This window comes from Pseudomonas sp. LBUM1648 (assembly GCF_059716145.1).
Window position 1 is genome coordinate 1,733,708 of record NZ_CP166808.1, and the last position, 17,273, is coordinate 1,750,980.

Below are 17,273 nucleotides of genomic sequence, written 5' to 3' on the forward strand. Positions count from 1 at the left end.
GGATTCAACAACAACGCAAGGAAGAAACACATGGCAGTGATAAATGGAACGGGTGAAGCAGACAACATGCAGATGGACGCTTCCGTTGAAAAAATGACCTTCACCGGCACCGGCGATTTCACCGGTTATGGAAATGCCGGTGACAACCTGATCATTGGTGGTGCCGGCAATGACCTGCTGTTCGGGGGAAACGGCGCGGATCACTTTGTTGGTGGTGAGGGTTTTGACACGGTCAGCTACGCCGACAGCAGTGAAGGCGTGTTCATTGATATGGCGCAAGGCTGGATGTCTACCGGTTTCGCCAACGGTGATACGTTCACCGGAATCGAAGCCATTCAGGGTTCAGGCTTTGACGATGTACTGTTTGGCAAGGAAGCCGGGCAAGCGTTCGATGGTGGCGATGGCTACGACGTTCTGAACTATTCCGATTCATTGGAGGCTGTCAGTGTTGAGCTGCGCATCGGTGGTCTGGTCAGCAATGTGGAAAAAATCGTCGGCTCCCTGCTGGACGACCATTTCACGATCGACACCGGTGGCGTAACGGTTGACGGTAGTCAGGGCAATGATGTCTACATCATCAACAGTACCGGTGTGACCATTTCCGAAATAGAGAGTGGCGGTGTGGACGAGCTGTATACCAGTCTGTCAGTGATGACCATGGATCCGTTCATCGAGCGCATGACTTATACCGGCACGGGTGACTTCACCGGCCATGGCAATGCCGGTGACAACATGCTGACAGGCGGCGCCGGCAATGACGTGTTGTCGGGTGGCGCGGGCAGTGATGCCTTTTACGGTGGTGCGGGGATCGACATTGTCAGTTATGACGACAGTGATGCCGGGGTAAACATCAATCTGGCGTGGGGTTCACAAACCGGTATTGCCTCGGGTGACACGTTCTACGATATCGAAGGCCTGCGCGGCAGTCAGTTTGATGATTGGCTGGATGGGGATTCGAATGGCAATTATCTGGAGGGTGGTGCCGGCAACGATTTCATTCGCGGTGGCGAAGGGGCCGATCACATTTATGGCGGGTTGGCATCCGGTCTCGACGGCACGGCACCGCAGGGCGATACGCTTTGGGGGGGAGAGGGTGATGACGTTATCGTCAGCGCTGCCAACGACCTGGCTACTTTTGCCAGTGGCGATGAGGGAAATGACACTATCACGGTCAATCGGGGCAGTGCTGACGGCGGCGACGGCAATGATGTTCTGACCGGCACCGGCAGCTATTACACGTTGTCCGCAGGCAACGGCGATGACCTGCTGATCCTGAACCTCGTGGGCAGCCAGGGCACGGGTGGTCAGGCGCGTGGCGGTGAGGGTGATGACACCTATGTCGTGAACTCCACGGGGTTGGTGACCATTCAGGAATATGGCAGCAGTCTTAACGACACGCTGGTGTTGAACACCATCGCCAATGCCAGCCAGTTGAGTGTCACTCGGGTGGGCAAGGACGCCTATTTGCACAGTGCCAATGATGGCAGTAGCGGCGTTCCAGCCAGTGGCGTGAAGCTGGAAAACTGGTACGCGCAGGGCAACACCATCGAGCATATCCAGACGGCCGACGGCATGATCTACGATCTGCCGGCCACCGGTGACGCTTTCGCCCTATTTGGTTGATCCTTTGACGCCTTCAACTTGAGGCGTGCGCGATGAAGGGATGAGTCCACTGTTGGATTCGTCCCTTTTTTATGCCCGTCGCACTGCCGACGCAGCGTCCATCGAGCTGGCGCGTTTCCTGCAAGTCCCCCTCAAATCGCCATAAAACGAGCGCTCGCGGTCATTGACCCGCGCCCGGATTGGCAAAGGTTTAGCCAAAAGGCCTGCAACCGCTTGGCCGAGTCAGGTGAAGAACAAGAGGGGAGACGATGAAGGCAGTTATTTTGGCGGGTGGCCTCGGCACGCGCATCAGTGAAGAGTCGCACCTCAAGCCCAAACCGATGATCGAGATCGGCGGCAAGCCAATTCTCTGGCACATCATGAAGCAGTATTCCGCCCACGGAATTCACGACTTCGTGATCTGCCTTGGCTACAAGGGCTATGCGATCAAGGACTTCTTCGCCAACTACTTCCTGCACACCTCCGACGTCACCTTCAACATGCGCGAAAACCGCATGGACGTGCACCAGAACTACAGCGAGCCATGGAGCGTCACGCTGATCGACACCGGCGAGGAAACCATGACCGGTGGCCGTCTGCTGCGTGCCGCGCGTTATCTGAAGGATGAGGAGGCGTTTTGCTTCACCTACGGCGACGGCGTCTCCGACATCAACATCGCTCAGCTTGTGGATTACCACAAAGCTCACGGCCGTCTCGCGACCGTCACGGCGGTGCAGCCGCCGGGTCGCTACGGTGCCCTTGAACGTCAAGGCGATCAGGTGCTTGGCTTCACCGAAAAACCTCGTGGCGACGGCGGCTGGATCAACGGCGGCTTCTTCGTGCTCTCCCCCAAAGTGATGCCGTACATCAGCGGTGACGAGACGACCTGGGAAGCCGAACCTTTGGCCCGTCTGGCCGAGGACGAACAATTGAAAGCCTTCGAGCACGAAGGTTTCTGGCATCCAATGGACACCCTGCGCGACAAGAACCATCTTGAAGCGCTGTGGATGAGCGGGGAGGCCCCATGGAAGCAATGGGCCTGAGTGCTGATTTCTGGCGTGGCAAGCGTGTGCTGGTCACCGGCCACACCGGTTTCAAAGGCAGCTGGCTGACCCTGTGGCTGCAAAGCCTTGGCGCGCAAGTCAGCGGATTTTCCCTCGATCCATCGACCGAACCAAGCCTGTTCGAACTGGCGCGGGTCCACGAAGGCATCAACGACCAACGCGGCGATCTGCGTGATCTCGGCGCGCTGCTGGAGATCATCGCTGACACCGAGCCTGAAATCGTCCTGCATCTGGCGGCCCAGCCCCTGGTGCGTGAAGGTTATCGCGATCCGCTCGGCACTTACTCCAGCAACGTTATGGGCACGTTGAACCTGCTTGAGGCGATCCGTCAGGTCGGTTGCGTGCGCGCCTGCGTGCTGGTGACCACCGACAAGGTCTACGCCAACAAGGAATGGCTGTGGCCATACCGCGAGGACGAAGCCCTCGGTGGTCACGATCCTTACAGCAGCAGCAAGGCTTGCTGTGAATTGCTGGCGCAGTCTTATGCGGCGTCGTTCTTCCCGGCTGAAAAGTACGCCGAACACGGTCTGGCCCTGGCCACGGCGCGTGCCGGCAACGTTTTGGGCGGCGGTGATTTCGCCCCGGAACGACTTATTCCCGACGTACTCAAGGCCTGGACGGCAGACGAGCCGGTGACCCTGCGCTACCCGCAAGCCGTGCGCCCATGGCAGCACGCGCTGGAGCCATTGGCTGGGTATCTGCAACTGGCCGCCGGCCTCTACGAACAAGGCCCGGAATACGCCGGTGCGTGGAACTTTGGCCCGAGCGAAGCGGATATGTGCAGCGTCGGCGAAGTGGTCGAATTGCTCGCCAGTGGCTGGCCACAGGCGCGTGGGCTGCGCATCGAGCCGAGCGAACTGCATGAGGCAGGTCTGCTGCGTCTGGACAGCAGCCGCGCACGTCAACTGCTTGCCTGGCAACCACGCTGGACCTTGCAGCAATGCCTGGCCCAGACCCTCGACTGGCATTTGGCGTGGCAGAACGGCGACGACATGCGCGCCGTCACTCTAGGCCAACTGAATCTATACCGAGGCGCGCTGTGAGCGAGTTCTCCTTACACGCATTGCCGCTGGCCGGACTGTTCAGTGTCCAGCACAAACGCTTCGAAGATCAGCGCGGGCACTTCGCTCGACTGTTCTGCGAAGGCAGTTTGAGTGCGTTTGGCAGCGAATTTCACATCCGCCAGATCAACCATTCCTGCACCCGCGAGAAGGGCAGTGTGCGCGGTCTGCATTATCAAAACGCGAATGCGCCGGAAGCCAAACTGATCACCTGCCTGCGCGGTGAAGTGTGGGATGTGGCGGTGGATTTGCGTCCCGATTCCGAAACCTTTTTGCACTGGCACGCCGAGCACCTGAAGGCCGGTGACGGTCGCAGCCTGTTGATCCCGGCCGGGTTCGCCCACGGTTTCCAGACGCTGACCGAAGATGCTGAGTTGCTCTACCTGCACAGCGCCGATTACGCGCCGGAGCACGAGGGCGGTCTGTCGGTGAACGATCCACGGCTGGCGATTGCCTGGCCGTTGCCTGTCAATAATTTGTCAGTGCGTGATTCCAGCCATCCCGCGCTCGATCAACACTTTGCTGGAGTGCGTCTATGAACTGCCGTGGGTGCGCCGCACCGCTGAGCCTGCCGCTGATCGACCTCGGCACCTCGCCACCGTCCAACGCCTACGTGCATGCCGATCGCCTGGAACAGGCCGAGCAATGGGTGCCATTGAAGGTCGCCGTGTGCGAGCAATGCTGGCTGGTGCAGACCGAGGACTACACCCGCGCCGACAGCCTGTTCGACGCCGAATACGCCTACTTCAGTTCGTTTTCAAGCACCTGGCTGGCGCATGCCGAGCGCTATGTGGCCGAGATGGTCGAACGCTTTGGCCTGAGCACTGAAAGCCGTGTGGTTGAAGTCGCCGCCAACGACGGTTACCTGTTGCAGTACGTCGCCGGTCGCGGCATCCCGTGCCTGGGCGTCGAACCGACTCGCAGCACCGCGCAGGCAGCGCGGGAAAAAGGTCTGGAGATTCGTGAGCTGTTCTTCGGTCGCGACACGGCCGCGCAGCTGAAAAAAGAGGGCTGGGGCGCCGACCTGATGGCGGCCAACAATGTGCTCGCGCATGTGCCGGACATCAACGATTTTCTGGGCGGTTTCGCGGCACTCCTCAAGCCTGCCGGCGTAGCCACTTTTGAATTCCCGCAACTGCTGACGCTGATGGCTGGCGCGCAGTTCGACACGCTTTATCACGAGCACTATTCCTACCTGTCGCTGACCGCCGTGCAGACCCTGTGCGAGCGCAATGGTCTGGAAGTGTTCGACGTCAGCCAGTTGAACACTCACGGTGGCTCGCTGCGGGTGTTCGTGCAGCGCAAGGACGGCGAGCGCCGCGCGGTACAACCGGCAGTGCAGCAACAGTTGCAGGCTGAACTCGATGCGGGTGTGAAAACTGCCGCGTACTACACGACCCTCGCGCCGGCTGCCGAACGCATCAAGCATGAACTGCTGCGCTTCCTGTTGCAGGCCAAGGCCGATGGCAAGCGTGTGGTCGGCTACGGCGCAGCGGCCAAGGGCAACACCTTGCTCAATTACGCCGGGGTCAAACCCGACCTGCTGGCTTGGGTGGCCGATGCCAACCCGCACAAGCAGGGCAAGTTCATGCCGGGCAGTCGCATCCCGATTGTCGCGCCGGCGCAGATCGACATCGAGAAACCGGACTATGTGCTGGTGCTGCCATGGAACCTGCTGCACGAAGTCAGTCAGCAACTGGCGCAGGTGCGTCAATGGGACGGCCGCTTCGTGATCGCCGTGCCTGAGTTGAGCGTGCTGTGAAAGTGCTGGTGACGGGAGCCACGGGCTTCGTCGGCCGGCATCTGGTCGCGGCATTGCTGGCGCGCGGCTGCGCAGTGCGAGCCGTGGCGCGCAATGCAGAAACCGCGCAAGGCATGCCGTGGATCAACGACGTCGAATTCGTCGCGGCGGATATTCACGCCGCCGATCTCGACGTCGTTGCATTGACCGAGGATGTCGATGCGCTGGCGCATCTGGCCTGGCCGGGGTTGCCGAACTATCGCGCGTTGTTTCATTTCGAGCACAACCTGATGGCCGATTATCGCTTTATCAAAAGCGCGGTCGAGGCGGGTGTGAAGCAGGTTCTGGTGACCGGTACCTGCTTTGAATATGGGATGCAGAGCGGGCCGCTAAGCGAAAGTGCCGAGCCGCGCCCGAGCAATCCCTACGGGTTGGCCAAGCATACGTTGCACCTGTTTTTGCAGAATCTGCAGCAGGAACATCCGTTCACCTTGCAATGGGCGCGACTGTTCTATCTGCATGGCGAAGGGCAGAACCCCAACAGTCTGTTGGCGGCGCTGGATCGAGCGATCGATGCGGGTGAACCATCGTTCAACATGTCTGCCGGCGAACAACTGCGCGACTTTCTACCGATCAAGACCGCTGCCGATAACCTTGCCGCGATCCTGCATCAACGCGATTTCAATGGCGTGATCAATTGCGCCAGCGGTCAGCCAGTGTCGGTACGCGCGCTGGTCGAACAACGCCTGCGTGAGCGCGGCAAGTCCATCGAGCTGAACCTCGGCCACTACCCATACCCAACCCACGAACCGCTGGCGTTCTGGGCGGTGACCGAGCGTTTGCAACAGTTATTGGGAGAGCCGCAATGAGGCACGAGTTGTACCGCGTCACCAATTTGCCGGTGCTGCAGAACCGCACCTTCGCCGATCCCGAGTCGGCGCAGGCCTCGGCCAGTGCCGACATGCTGCTGGTGCAGGATGAGCGCAGCGGCTTGATCTTCAACGCCGCGTTCGACGCCGACAAACTCAGCTACGACGCCGACTATCAAAACGAGCAGGCGCATTCCGGCCAGTTCCAGAAGCACCTGAGCGACGTTGAAGGGATCATCGCCAAACACTTCAAGGGTCAGGAACTGATCGAAGTTGGCTGTGGCAAAGGCTACTTCCTTGAGTTGCTCAAGGGCCTCGGCTACTCGATCACCGGCATCGATCCGGCTTACGAAGGCGAAAATGCCGACGTGATCAAGGCACCGTTCACTCGCGGTCTTGGCCTGGCGGCGGACGCTATCGTGCTGCGTCATGTGCTTGAACACATCGAGGACCCGCTGAGCTTCCTGTCGGTGATCGCCGAAGCCAATCAGGGCGGGCAGATCTACATCGAAGTGCCGTGCTTCGACTGGATCCTCGAGCACAAAGCCTGGTTCGACCTGTTCTACGAACACGTCAATTATTTCCGCCTCGATGACCTGCGCCGGATGTTCGGCACCGTGCACGAGGCCGGTCACCTGTTCGGTGGCCAATACCTGTACATCGTCGCCGACCTTTCAACGCTGCGCCTGACCCCGGAACAACCGGTGCCACGCCTGACGCTGCCTGACGGTTTCACCGCCAGCCTCGAGCGCACGGTGCAGATCATTCAGGCCGCCCCCGAGCAGGGTTCGGCGATCTGGGGCGCCTCCTCCAAAGGCGTGATCTATTCGCTGGCCCTGCAACGTGCGGGAGTGGCGGTGGATCGTGTGGTGGATATCAACCCGGCCAAGCAGGGTCGTTATCTGCCGTTGAGCGGCGCTCGCGTGTCCTCGCCGCAAGAGGCCATGGACGCCTTGCCCGAAGGCGCCAACCTGTTTGTGATGAACTCCAATTACCTCGAAGAAATCAAGCGGATGACCGGTGGACGCTACGTCTATCACGCCGTCGATAGCGCTTCGTTCCAGTGACCATTGAGATTTTGACCATGACCGACAACAGCATTAACCAAGCCTTTGAAGCCGAATGCCGCGAGCAGATCGCCCAGCAAGGTGACGACCAGAAACTCACTGGCCTGGCCCGTGATTTCTTCAACGAATCGGCCAAACACAAGTACAGCTACCACTTCTCGTGGATGGGTCGCCCGATCATTCAGTTGCCGCAAGACATGATGGCGATGCAGGAGATCATCTGGCAGGTCAAACCGGATCTGGTTATCGAGTGCGGCATCGCCCACGGCGGTTCGATCATTTACTACGCCTCCCTGCTGGAGCTGCAAGGCCACGGCGAAGTGCTGGGCATCGACCTCGATATTCGCCCGCACAACCGTGAAGCGATCGAAAGCCATCCGATGGCCAAGCGCATCAAGATGATCGAAGGTTCGAGCATCGACGCGGCCATCGCCGCTCAGGTGCAAGCCGCAGCCGCCGGCAAGAAAGTCATTCTGGTGCTCGACTCCAACCACACCCACGATCACGTGCTCGAAGAGCTGCGTCTGTACGCTCCGCTGGTGTCGGTCGACAGCTACTGCGTGGTCATGGACACCGTGGTTGAAGACATGCCGGCCGATTTCTTCCCGGACCGTCCATGGGGCCCGGGCGATAATCCGAAAACCGCGGTATGGAAATACCTGGAAGAGAACAAGGATTTCGAGATTGACCAGCAGCTGCAAAACAAACTGCTGATCACCGTGGCGCCGGACGGTTATCTGCGTCGCGTTCGTTAATCAAAAACAGTTTCAGGCATCAGGCGTCTGGCCGGTTGTGGGGATAGGAAAAATGCAGGTTCAAAGCAGCACTCAAACCAACACGACACCGCTGAACGAGCTGTTCACGGTGGTGGTGATCACCCACAACCGCAATGCGTTTCTGCGTCGTACATTGCAGTACTACAGCAGCTACGCGGCCAAGGTGCTGGTGCTGGATTCGACGGTGCAGGGCGATGATCGCATCGCTGTCGATTTTCCGTCGGTGGACTATCGTCATTTGCCGCAGTACTCCTACAAAGGCCTGCAGGAAAAGCTCAGTTGGGGCGTGCAGCAGGTGACTACGCCGTACATGGTGTTTGCGGCCGACGATGATTTCCTGATCCATGACGCACTGACGGCCTCGGTGGATTTCCTCCAGGCCAATCCTGACTACGGCCTGTGCCACGGCTACGGGTTCATGTACCTGACCCGTGCCAGCGAAGTGACCTATTACCGTCGCGACAAGCTTATTCAGGAAGACTATGACTCGGCACAGCCGGAAACCCGTGTCATGGAATTCATGGGGCAGTTCCTGCCGCCGTTCTATGCGGTGACCCGAACCGATCTGCTAAAGCAGTGGTATAGCTTGCTGCCGGCGGGCACCAGTTTCGAATGGCAGGAAATCGGTCACACGTTTTATCTGTTGGCGTGCGCCAAGGCGCGGGTTCTGCCGATTGCTTTTGCGGTGCGCGAAGCCAACTACGGCAGCTCTGATCACAACACCAACGTGTTGACGGTCCTGACTTGGCAAGACGCGAAAACCGTAGCCGAGCGCGAGCGCTTTGCCGAGTTTTTGGCGTCGATCCCTACTGCTTTCAGTGGTCAGGATCCGGCCGCGATCAAGCAGATTGCCCTGAACAGTTTTGCCGAAATGGCTGACTGCCTGCTCAAGGGGCGTTCGCTGTCCGGTGCAGCGATTTTCCGCTCGGCGTGGATTGAGCCGGGTCAGGAGCCGGTGCGCTCATTCGCGCCCGAGCAATTTGTCGAGATGCCGTTCTACAACAAGCCGGTTTTCGACTTGTTGACCGAGTACGAATTCCTGCTGCACGCCATGCCTGCCGGGCGCCTGCAATTGCAGGAGCTGGAAGGTGTGTTGCTGCGTCAGCACGAATTGATGCGTGTTCATCCCAATGACGATGAACGGACGATTCGCGCGCGTCTATGGGAAGCGCTGACCCTGAACATGTTCAATCGCGAGGTAGTCGAACGCCTGGCCGAGTCCATGCTTGCCAGTGAAGAGCCTGAAGAAGGGGTGAAGCTACAGGCCTGGCTGGAGCGTTTGAATTCGGTACCGGGGCAACAGGAGCGCAAGCTTTTCGAAAACATGCCGACCGGGCGGCTGCTGCAATGGCTCGAAGCGCGTGATCCCGAGCCTGCGCAACTGCCAGCAATCACCCGGCACCTGACCAGCCATGCCGGCGGTCCGCAAATGGGCATTCTCCTGCTGGATCTGGATGCCGACATGGTCAAGCTGCAGACGACCTTCGACAGCCTGGTTGGCGGCCATTGCAAGGCGTTCAAACTGGTTGTACTCACCACCGGGGAGTTGCCGGCGACCACGACCGTGCGCGATACCGTGCATTTCGTCAAAGTGACCACGACCAACTACGTCGAGCGGATCAATCAACTGCTGCCTCAGATCGGTAGCGACTGGATCATGCTCGCCGAGGCGGGGGTCCAGTTCACTGCCAGCGGTCTGCTGCGTGCAAGCCTTGAACTACTGGGGGCCGAAGGAGTGCGCGCCGTGGCGATGGATGAAATCCAGCGTCAGCCGGGCGGTGCGCTGGCGGATGTGTTCCGTCCGGGGGTCAACTTCGACCTGCTGCAAACCGTGCCGTCGATGATGGCGCGACACTGGTTGTTCCAGCGCGATGTGTTGGTTCAGGCCAAAGGCTTCGCCGCCGAGTACAGCGATGCGCTGGAATTCGACCTTTTGCTGCGCTTGATCGAAGACGGCGGGCTGGCTGGCCTTGCTCATCTGGCGGAGCCGTTGCTGATCTGCGACGCACCGCCTGCTGAAGAAAACGCTCATGAGCGTCAGACCCTGACACGTCATCTCGCCAAGCGCGGATACCGCGGCCAAGTGGGTTCGACGTTGCCGCAAACCTGGCAAATCGACTATCAGCACAGCGAACGGCCGCTGGTGTCGATCATTCTGCGCAGTGAGGACAACCTCGAAGCGTTGCAGTCGGCGCTGGTCAGCCTGCTGCAACGAACCCGCTATCAGCGCCACGAAATCCTCATTGTCGACAACCATAGCCAGTCTGCGGAACTGGCTGAATGGCTGGGCAATCTGGAGGGCAAGGGTGAGCGAGTTCGGGTGCTGCGCAGCAGCGAGCGGTTGAGCGAATCGGCGTTGTACAACCTCGCTGGCGCTGAAGCCAAAGGTGAATACCTGGTGCTGTTTTCCGCGCACGCCGAAGTGGTCAATGCCAACTGGCTTGATGCACTGCTCAATCAGGCGCAACGGCCCGAAGTCGGGATCGTCGGAGCGAAACTGCAGGATGCACGTGGCGTCACCACTCAGGGTGGCTTGATTCTGGGGCTCAACGATCTGCTTGGCGCGGCGTACGTCGGTGAGAAAAAAGACGCTCCGGGCTACCTGTTCGGCCATCTGGTCGAACAGAACTATTCGGCGGTGTCCGGCGCCTGTCTGATGATTCGCAAAGCACTGTTCGAAGCACTCGGTGGTCTGGATGAAGAACATTTCGACACGGCGTTCGCCGACATTGATCTGTGTCTGAAAGCAGCCGATGCCGGTTACCTGACGGTCTGGTGCCCACAAGCGCAAATCCAGCATCCGGGCGTGCTCCCCGAAGCGCCGCAACTGGCTGCCGCGCTACGTGACAAGTGGCAGGCTCGCTTCGCTCAAGACACGGCTTACAACCAGAACCTTTCCCTGACCGGCAAGGGCTTTACTCTCGGCGCTGCGTCCAGTGTGAACTGGGCGCAGTTGCTCGCCTGACGCCTCGTGCACAGGAAACAGGACTCTAGACATGTTCAACGGTAAATCGATTTTCATCTCCGGCGGCACTGGCTCGTTCGGGCGTAATTTCATTCGTCGCCTGTTGGAGCAATACCAACCCAAGCGCGTGGTGGTGTTCTCCCGCGATGAGCTCAAGCAGTACGAAATGCAGCAGACGTTCAACGCGCCGTGCATGCGCTATTTCCTTGGCGATGTGCGCGACGCCGATCGTTTGCGTCAGGCCATGCGCGGTATCGATTACGTGGTTCACGCCGCCGCGCTCAAACAAGTGCCGGCAGCGGAATACAACCCGACCGAGTGCATTCGTACCAACGTCAACGGCGCTGAAAACATCATCGCCGCCGCCATCGATAACGGCGTGAAGAAAGTTGTCGCGCTGTCCACCGACAAGGCTGCCAGCCCGATCAACCTGTACGGCGCGACCAAGTTGCTGTCGGACAAACTGTTTGTCGCCGCCAATAACATTGCCGGCGAGCAGCAGACCCGGTTTGCCGTGGTGCGTTATGGCAACGTGGCCGGTTCGCGCGGTTCGGTAGTGCCGTTCTTCAGCAAGCTGATCGCTGACGGGGCCACCGAGCTGCCGATCACCGATGAGCGCATGACGCGTTTCTGGATCACCCTCGATCACGGCGTGCAGTTCGTGCTCGACAGCTTTGCACGCATGCACGGCGGTGAAGTGTTTGTGCCGAAGATCCCGTCGATCCGCGTTGTCGATCTGGCCCGGGGCATGGCCGAGCATCTGCCGCATAAAAACGTCGGCATCCGTCCGGGGGAAAAACTCCATGAGCTGATGGTGCCGCTGGACGATGCGCGGATGACCCTTGAATTCGAGGATCACTACACCATCCAGCCATCGATTCGCTTCACCAGCGTCGATGTCGATTTTGCCGTGGACAAGCTCGGCGAGCGCGGCCAGCCGGTGAGTGAGGACTTCGAATACCGCTCCGACACCAACCCGCAGTTCCTCTCGGTGGGACAGATCGCCGACCTGCACGCGAAGCTCTCGGCATGATTCCCTACGGCCGCCAGAGCCTCGATCAGGCTGACATCGATGCGGTGGTCGAGGTATTGCAGTCGGATTGGCTGACCCAGGGTCCGACCATCGAGCGTTTCGAGCAGGCGATGGCCGAACGTTGTCAGGCGAATTATGCGGTGGCGGTGTGCAACGCCACCGCAGCGCTGCACATTGCCTGTCTGGCGGCCGGACTTGGCCCGGGCGACCGCCTGTGGACGACGCCGAACACCTTTCTGGCGTCGGCCAACTGCGGGCGTTATTGCGGCGCCGACGTTGATTTTGTCGATATCGATCCGCTGACCTGGAACCTCGATGCTTTCGCGCTGGCAGCGAAGCTGGATCAGGCCGAGCAGGACGGCACACTGCCAAAAGTACTGGTGGCGGTGGCGTTTTCCGGTCAGAGCTGCGACATGCGCAAGATCGGCGAGTTGGCCGAGCGCTACAACTTCACCGTCATCGAAGATGCCTCCCATGCAGTGGGCGCCAGCTATGCCGGGCGGCCGGTCGGGTGCGGCGAATTCGCCGCGATGACCGTGTTCAGCTTCCACCCGGTGAAGATCATCACCAGCGCCGAGGGCGGCATGGTCTTGACCAATCGCCCGGAACTGGCCGAGCGCTTGCAACGCCTGCGCAGCCACGGCATGACCCGCGATCCGCAGCAGATGACTGAAGCCAGCCACGGCCCGTGGTATTACCAGCAAGTGGAACTGGGCTTCAATTATCGGATCACCGACTTGCAAGCCGCGCTCGGTTTGTCGCAACTGAACAAACTGGACGGTTTCATCGCCCGTCGACGCGAGCTGGCGGCACGTTACGCGAATTTGCTGACATATTTGCCCGTGACCTTGCCGAGCGCCCAACCGCTCGCTGAATCCGCCTGGCATCTGTACGTGATCCGCTTGCAGACCGATCGGATCAATCTCAGCCACCGCCAGGTCTTCGAAGGCTTGCGCGCGGCCGGAGTCGGGGTGAATCTGCACTATATTCCACTGCATTTGCAGCCGTACTATCGCGACCTGGGTTTCGCCGAGGGAAACTTCCCCGAAGCCGAGCGCTATTACGCCGAAGCGATCAGCCTGCCGCTGTTTCCTTTGCTGAGCGATCAGCAGCAGGACTATGTGGTCGAGCAATTGCGACAGTTGACTGAGTGAACACCGCTGTGGCGGTGGATGGGAAATGGCAATGCGCAATCTGAGTGAACAGGAACAATTCTGGCAGGGTGACTTCGGCAACGAGTACGTTGCGCGCAACGTCGGGCAATCGCTGGTGGCGGCCAATCTGGCGTTGTTTGCCAAGGCGCTGGCAAGAACGGGGCGGATCGACAGCCTGTTGGAACTCGGTACCAATGTCGGGAACAACTTGCAGGCACTGCATCAACTGTTGCCGCAATGCGAGTTGTCCGGCGTCGAGATCAACGCCAATGCCTGTGCACAGGCCAAAGCACTGGACATCGCAAAGATCTGGCACGGTTCGCTGTTCGACTTTCCCTACGAGCGCTCCTACGATCTGACGCTGAGCAAATGCGTGTTGATTCATCTTGCCCCGGAACTGTTGCCGAAGGCCTACGCGCAGCTGTACGAGCTCAGCCAGCGCTATATCCTGATCGCGGAGTACTACAATCCGGCGCCGGTGGAAGTGTCCTATCGCGGCAACAGCGGCAAACTGTTCAAACGCGATTTCGCCGGTGAAATGCTTGATCGCTACGCTGATCTGCACCTGCTGGATTACGGCTTCGTGTATCACCGTGACCGGCAATTTCCTGCTGACGACGTCACCTGGTTCCTTCTGGAAAAACGCCCTTGAGCAACGTTGCAATCATCCCGGCCCGCGGGGGCAGCAAACGCATTCCGCGCAAGAATCTTGCGCCGTTCGATGGCGTGCCGATGATTGTCCGTTCGATTCGCACGGTGCTGGACTCGGGATTGTTCGACGAGGTTGTGGTCAGTACTGACGACGAAGAAATCGCCGAGCTCGCGCGGGCTCATGGCGCCACGGTGCCATTTTTGCGTCCTGCGCATCTGGCCGATGATTTCACCGGCACGGCAGCAGTGATCGTGCATGCCTTGCAGCAACTGCCAGCGTTTGATTACGCCTGTTGCGTCTATGCCACGGCGCCGTTGTTGCAGGCGCGGTTTCTGCGTGAAGGCTTCGAATTGCTGGAGCAGCAGTGCGACAAGTCCTTCGCGTTTTCTGTTTGCAGCTTTGGTTTTCCCGTGCAGCGCGCGCTGACCCTGGACGGGCAGGGTGCGCTGACGGCGTTGTACCCGGAGTTTCGCAACACCCGCTCGCAGGATCTGCCTGAAGCATTCCAGGATGCCGGTCAGTTCTACTGGGGCCGATGCGAGGCATGGCTGCGCGGTGAGGTGTTGTATTCGCCAGCCAGTCTGCCGGTAATCCTGCCTCGGCATCTGGTGCAGGACATCGACACCGTCGAAGACTGGAAACGCGCCGAATACCTCTACGCCGCGCTCAAGGCTGGCGGGGAAGTGCAATGAGAGTGCTGATCCGTGCGGACGCGTCGCCGACCATCGGCAGTGGTCACATTGCCCGTTGCCTGACGCTGGCCCGGGTGTTGCGCAAGCAGGGCAGTCACGTCGCATTTGCCTGTCGGCGCTTGCCGGGGCACCGGCTTGATGCGTTGCAGGCAGAGGGTTTCGAGACGTTCGCATTACCCGAACGCTATGCCGAAGAAGATCCACAGCAGGCCATCGAATCGATGCTGCCGTGGCAAGCGGACATTGATGCACTGGATGTACTGCTCGACGGCCATGAAGGGTTCGACTGGATCATTGCCGACCACTATGGCCTCGATCATCACTGGCAAACGGCGGCCCGGCGTTGGGCGTCACGGATTGCAGCAGTGGATGATCTGGCCACTCGGCGCTATAGCGTTGACCTGCTGCTCAATCAGAACCTCTCCGGCCTGAGCGAGAATTACGCGCCGCTGTTGCCTGACGGTTGTCGCGCATTGCTCGGTCCGCGTTTTGCCATGCTGCGCGAGGAGTTCATTTGCCCGGCCATCGAGATCAAGTCCAAGGCTCGGCGGATATTGGTGAATTTCGGCGGTTTCGACGCGGCGATGCAGACTCATCACGCGATGCTGGCGCTGGCGGATTTTCCCGAGCTCGAAGTGGATTTCGTCGCCGGCGCCGACAACCCGGCATGGGCACAGATGCAGGCCCTGGCCGAGACACGGCCGAATTGGCGATTGCACAGTTTTGTCAGCGATTTCCATCAACGCATGACCGAGGCCGATTTGTTTATCGGCGCCGGCGGTGGCACCAGTTGGGAGCGCGCGGCACTGGGGCTGCCAACGATCTGCATAGCCGTGTCGAATAATCAGCAGGCCAACGGCGAAGTCATGGCGGCGGCTGGCGCGCATGTGTTCATGGGCGCCCGCGAGCAGGTCAGTGTCGAGCAATTGCGCCAAGCCATCGGCTTGGTCGTCGACAATGTTTATCTGCGCCAAAGTCTGGCCGAACGTTCGCGGCAATTGGTCGACGGGCGCGGCGCGCTGCGGGTTGCGGCGGCATTGGCGGGCGCGGTGCTCAAGGTGCGCCCGGCCACGCTGGACGACGCGCAGTTGTTGTTTGACGGACGCAATGCCGAGGCGGTGCGCCGCTGGTCACCGGACGCTGGCGTTATCGACTGGAAGCAACATCTGGACTGGCTGACTGCGAGCTTGCGTAACCCTCAGCGGCTGCTGTTGGTCGCTGAAGGCGATGACGGCCCGGTCGGCGTTCTGCGCTATGACTTGCGTGGTTTTGACGCGGAGGTCTCGCTGTATTTGCTGCAAGGGCGTTTTGGTCTCGGCTGGGGCGGTGCACTGTTGGCGCGGGGCGAAGCGTTCGCCTCTGCACATTGGCCGCAGATGAGCGCGATCACCGCTCAAGTGTTGCCGGCCAACCAGGCCTCACTGAATGTTTTTCGCGACGCCGGGTTCACTCAAAGTGCCTGCGCGTTCACCCGTGTTTTGAAGGATCACCGCAAATGAGCAGTTTCAAGATTGGCAATCGCCTGATCGGTGCCGACGCGCCGCCGTTCATCATTGCCGAGATGAGCGGCAACCATAACCAGTCGCTGGACGTTGCTCTGCAAATCGTCGAGGCGGCGGCCAAGGCCGGGGCGCATGCGCTGAAACTGCAAACCTATACGGCCCAGACCATGACACTGGACCTGGCAGAGGGTGAGTTCTTTATCAAGGATCCGGGCAGCCTGTGGGCGGGCACTTCGCTCTACGAGTTGTATGAAAAGGCCCATACGCCGTGGGAGTGGCATGCGCCGATCTTTGCCCGCGCGAAAGAACTGGGGATGCTCGCGTTCTCGACGCCGTTCGATGACAGCGCGGTGGATTTTCTCGAAAGCCTCGATGTGCCGGCCTACAAGATTGCCAGTTTCGAAAATACTGATCTGCCGTTGATTCGTCGTGTCGCCGCCACTGGCAAGCCGCTGATTATTTCTACCGGCATGGCCAGCATCGCAGAGCTCGATGAAACCGTGCGCGCTGCCCGTGAGGCCGGCTGCAAGGATCTGGTGTTGCTCAAGTGCACCAGCACTTATCCGGCGACACCGCTTAACAGCAACGTGCGCACGATCCCGCATCTGCGTGAGCTGTTTGGATGCGAGGTCGGGCTGTCTGACCACTCGATGGGCGTCGGCGTGTCGGTCGCTGCTGTGGCGCTCGGTGCAACGGTGGTGGAAAAACATTTCACCCTCGACCGTTCGGCAGGTGGGGTGGATGCCAGTTTTTCGCTGGAACCTGCGGAAATGGCCAGTCTGGTGCTTGAGACCGAGCGTGCCTGGCAGGCCATGGGCCAAGTGCAATACGGCCCCACCGAGGCCGAGCGCAAGTCGCTGGTCTACCGCCGTTCGCTGTACGTCACCGCCGACATGGCGGCGGGCGAGGCCTTCACCGCTGCCAATCTGCGTGCCATCCGCCCCGGGCTCGGTCTGCCGCCCAAGCACACCGATGCGGTTCTCGGGCGCCACGCTCGCGCCGCGATCAAGCGCGGTACGCCGCTGGATTGGTCGTTGGTCGAATAACCCGATCTACAGCCGATTCGGCAAAATAGCGTGACCTGCGAGTCATAAC

General features: G+C 60.0%; 15 protein-coding genes. All 15 read left to right on the forward strand.

Features of this window, described 5'->3' with window-relative positions:
• The first annotated feature begins 30 nt into the window (after positions 1-30).
• Complete coding sequence (locus ACA043_RS07920) at positions 31-1,623, forward strand: calcium-binding protein (protein ID WP_497658942.1); 1,593 nt, start codon at positions 31-33, stop codon at positions 1,621-1,623.
• A 248-nt stretch (positions 1,624-1,871) separates the two neighbouring features.
• The gene (gene rfbF, locus ACA043_RS07925; RefSeq protein ID WP_401271033.1) at positions 1,872-2,645 is read left to right on the forward strand and encodes a glucose-1-phosphate cytidylyltransferase; all 774 of its coding nucleotides are present in this window, start codon (positions 1,872-1,874) and stop codon (positions 2,643-2,645) included.
• Complete coding sequence (rfbG, locus tag ACA043_RS07930) at positions 2,627-3,709, forward strand: CDP-glucose 4,6-dehydratase (protein WP_187677356.1); 1,083 nt, start codon at positions 2,627-2,629, stop codon at positions 3,707-3,709. The genes rfbF and rfbG overlap by 19 nt, the downstream gene beginning before the upstream one ends.
• Positions 3,706-4,266, forward strand: a complete 561-nt coding sequence (locus tag ACA043_RS07935) for a dTDP-4-dehydrorhamnose 3,5-epimerase family protein (protein ID WP_401271037.1) — start codon at positions 3,706-3,708, stop codon at positions 4,264-4,266. Before rfbG ends, ACA043_RS07935 begins: the two co-directional genes overlap by 4 nt.
• The gene (locus tag ACA043_RS07940) at positions 4,263-5,489 is read left to right on the forward strand and encodes a methyltransferase domain-containing protein (protein ID WP_497658943.1); all 1,227 of its coding nucleotides are present in this window, start codon (positions 4,263-4,265) and stop codon (positions 5,487-5,489) included. The genes ACA043_RS07935 and ACA043_RS07940 overlap by 4 nt, the downstream gene beginning before the upstream one ends.
• Positions 5,486-6,337, forward strand: coding sequence for an NAD-dependent epimerase/dehydratase family protein (locus ACA043_RS07945; RefSeq protein WP_497658944.1), 852 nt, complete (start codon positions 5,486-5,488; stop codon positions 6,335-6,337). The genes ACA043_RS07940 and ACA043_RS07945 overlap by 4 nt, the downstream gene beginning before the upstream one ends.
• The gene (locus ACA043_RS07950; protein WP_497617053.1) at positions 6,334-7,404 is read left to right on the forward strand and encodes a class I SAM-dependent methyltransferase; all 1,071 of its coding nucleotides are present in this window, start codon (positions 6,334-6,336) and stop codon (positions 7,402-7,404) included. Before ACA043_RS07945 ends, ACA043_RS07950 begins: the two co-directional genes overlap by 4 nt.
• Before the next feature lie 17 nt (positions 7,405-7,421).
• Complete coding sequence (locus tag ACA043_RS07955; RefSeq protein ID WP_187677361.1) at positions 7,422-8,159, forward strand: cephalosporin hydroxylase family protein; 738 nt, start codon at positions 7,422-7,424, stop codon at positions 8,157-8,159.
• Positions 8,160-8,211: 52 nt separating this feature from the next.
• A complete protein-coding gene (locus ACA043_RS07960; protein WP_489878503.1) occupies positions 8,212-11,145 on the forward strand; it encodes a TIGR00180 family glycosyltransferase in 2,934 nt (977 codons plus the stop codon).
• 31 nt (positions 11,146-11,176) lie between these two features.
• Positions 11,177-12,178 (forward strand): UDP-N-acetylglucosamine 4,6-dehydratase (inverting), encoded by a 1,002-nt coding sequence (gene pseB, locus ACA043_RS07965; protein WP_305442024.1) that lies wholly within the window; start codon positions 11,177-11,179, stop codon positions 12,176-12,178.
• On the forward strand, positions 12,175-13,332 hold the full coding sequence (gene pseC / locus ACA043_RS07970) for a UDP-4-amino-4,6-dideoxy-N-acetyl-beta-L-altrosamine transaminase (RefSeq protein ID WP_401271047.1): 1,158 nt from the start codon (positions 12,175-12,177) through the stop codon (positions 13,330-13,332). Before pseB ends, pseC begins: the two co-directional genes overlap by 4 nt.
• A gap of 31 nt (positions 13,333-13,363) precedes the next feature.
• A complete protein-coding gene (locus ACA043_RS07975) occupies positions 13,364-13,984 on the forward strand; it encodes a pseudaminic acid biosynthesis-associated methylase (protein WP_497658945.1) in 621 nt (206 codons plus the stop codon).
• On the forward strand, positions 13,981-14,676 hold the full coding sequence (gene pseF / locus ACA043_RS07980; RefSeq protein ID WP_489878506.1) for a pseudaminic acid cytidylyltransferase: 696 nt from the start codon (positions 13,981-13,983) through the stop codon (positions 14,674-14,676). Before ACA043_RS07975 ends, pseF begins: the two co-directional genes overlap by 4 nt.
• Positions 14,673-16,175: a UDP-2,4-diacetamido-2,4,6-trideoxy-beta-L-altropyranose hydrolase gene (gene pseG / locus ACA043_RS07985; RefSeq protein ID WP_497658946.1), complete on the forward strand. Its 1,503-nt coding sequence runs from the start codon at positions 14,673-14,675 to the stop codon at positions 16,173-16,175. The genes pseF and pseG overlap by 4 nt, the downstream gene beginning before the upstream one ends.
• Positions 16,172-17,224 carry a pseudaminic acid synthase gene (pseI, locus tag ACA043_RS07990; RefSeq protein ID WP_497658947.1) on the forward strand — a complete coding sequence of 351 codons (1,053 nt, stop codon included), beginning with the start codon at positions 16,172-16,174 and terminating at the stop codon, positions 17,222-17,224. Before pseG ends, pseI begins: the two co-directional genes overlap by 4 nt.
• Positions 17,225-17,273: the final 49 nt, after the last annotated feature.

Coding starts and splice junctions, on each gene's coding strand:
- pseC (WP_401271047.1), top strand. CDS start 12,175: ATGATTCCCTACGGCCGCCAGAGCCTCGATCAGGCTGACATCGATGCG.
- pseB (WP_305442024.1), top strand. CDS start 11,177: ATGTTCAACGGTAAATCGATTTTCATCTCCGGCGGCACTGGCTCGTTC.
- ACA043_RS07950 (WP_497617053.1), top strand. CDS start 6,334: ATGAGGCACGAGTTGTACCGCGTCACCAATTTGCCGGTGCTGCAGAAC.
- ACA043_RS07955 (WP_187677361.1), top strand. CDS start 7,422: ATGACCGACAACAGCATTAACCAAGCCTTTGAAGCCGAATGCCGCGAG.
- ACA043_RS07940 (WP_497658943.1), top strand. CDS start 4,263: ATGAACTGCCGTGGGTGCGCCGCACCGCTGAGCCTGCCGCTGATCGAC.
- pseG (WP_497658946.1), top strand. CDS start 14,673: ATGAGAGTGCTGATCCGTGCGGACGCGTCGCCGACCATCGGCAGTGGT.
- ACA043_RS07920 (WP_497658942.1), top strand. CDS start 31: ATGGCAGTGATAAATGGAACGGGTGAAGCAGACAACATGCAGATGGAC.
- rfbG (WP_187677356.1), top strand. CDS start 2,627: ATGGAAGCAATGGGCCTGAGTGCTGATTTCTGGCGTGGCAAGCGTGTG.
- ACA043_RS07975 (WP_497658945.1), top strand. CDS start 13,364: ATGCGCAATCTGAGTGAACAGGAACAATTCTGGCAGGGTGACTTCGGC.
- pseI (WP_497658947.1), top strand. CDS start 16,172: ATGAGCAGTTTCAAGATTGGCAATCGCCTGATCGGTGCCGACGCGCCG.
- ACA043_RS07960 (WP_489878503.1), top strand. CDS start 8,212: ATGCAGGTTCAAAGCAGCACTCAAACCAACACGACACCGCTGAACGAG.
- rfbF (WP_401271033.1), top strand. CDS start 1,872: ATGAAGGCAGTTATTTTGGCGGGTGGCCTCGGCACGCGCATCAGTGAA.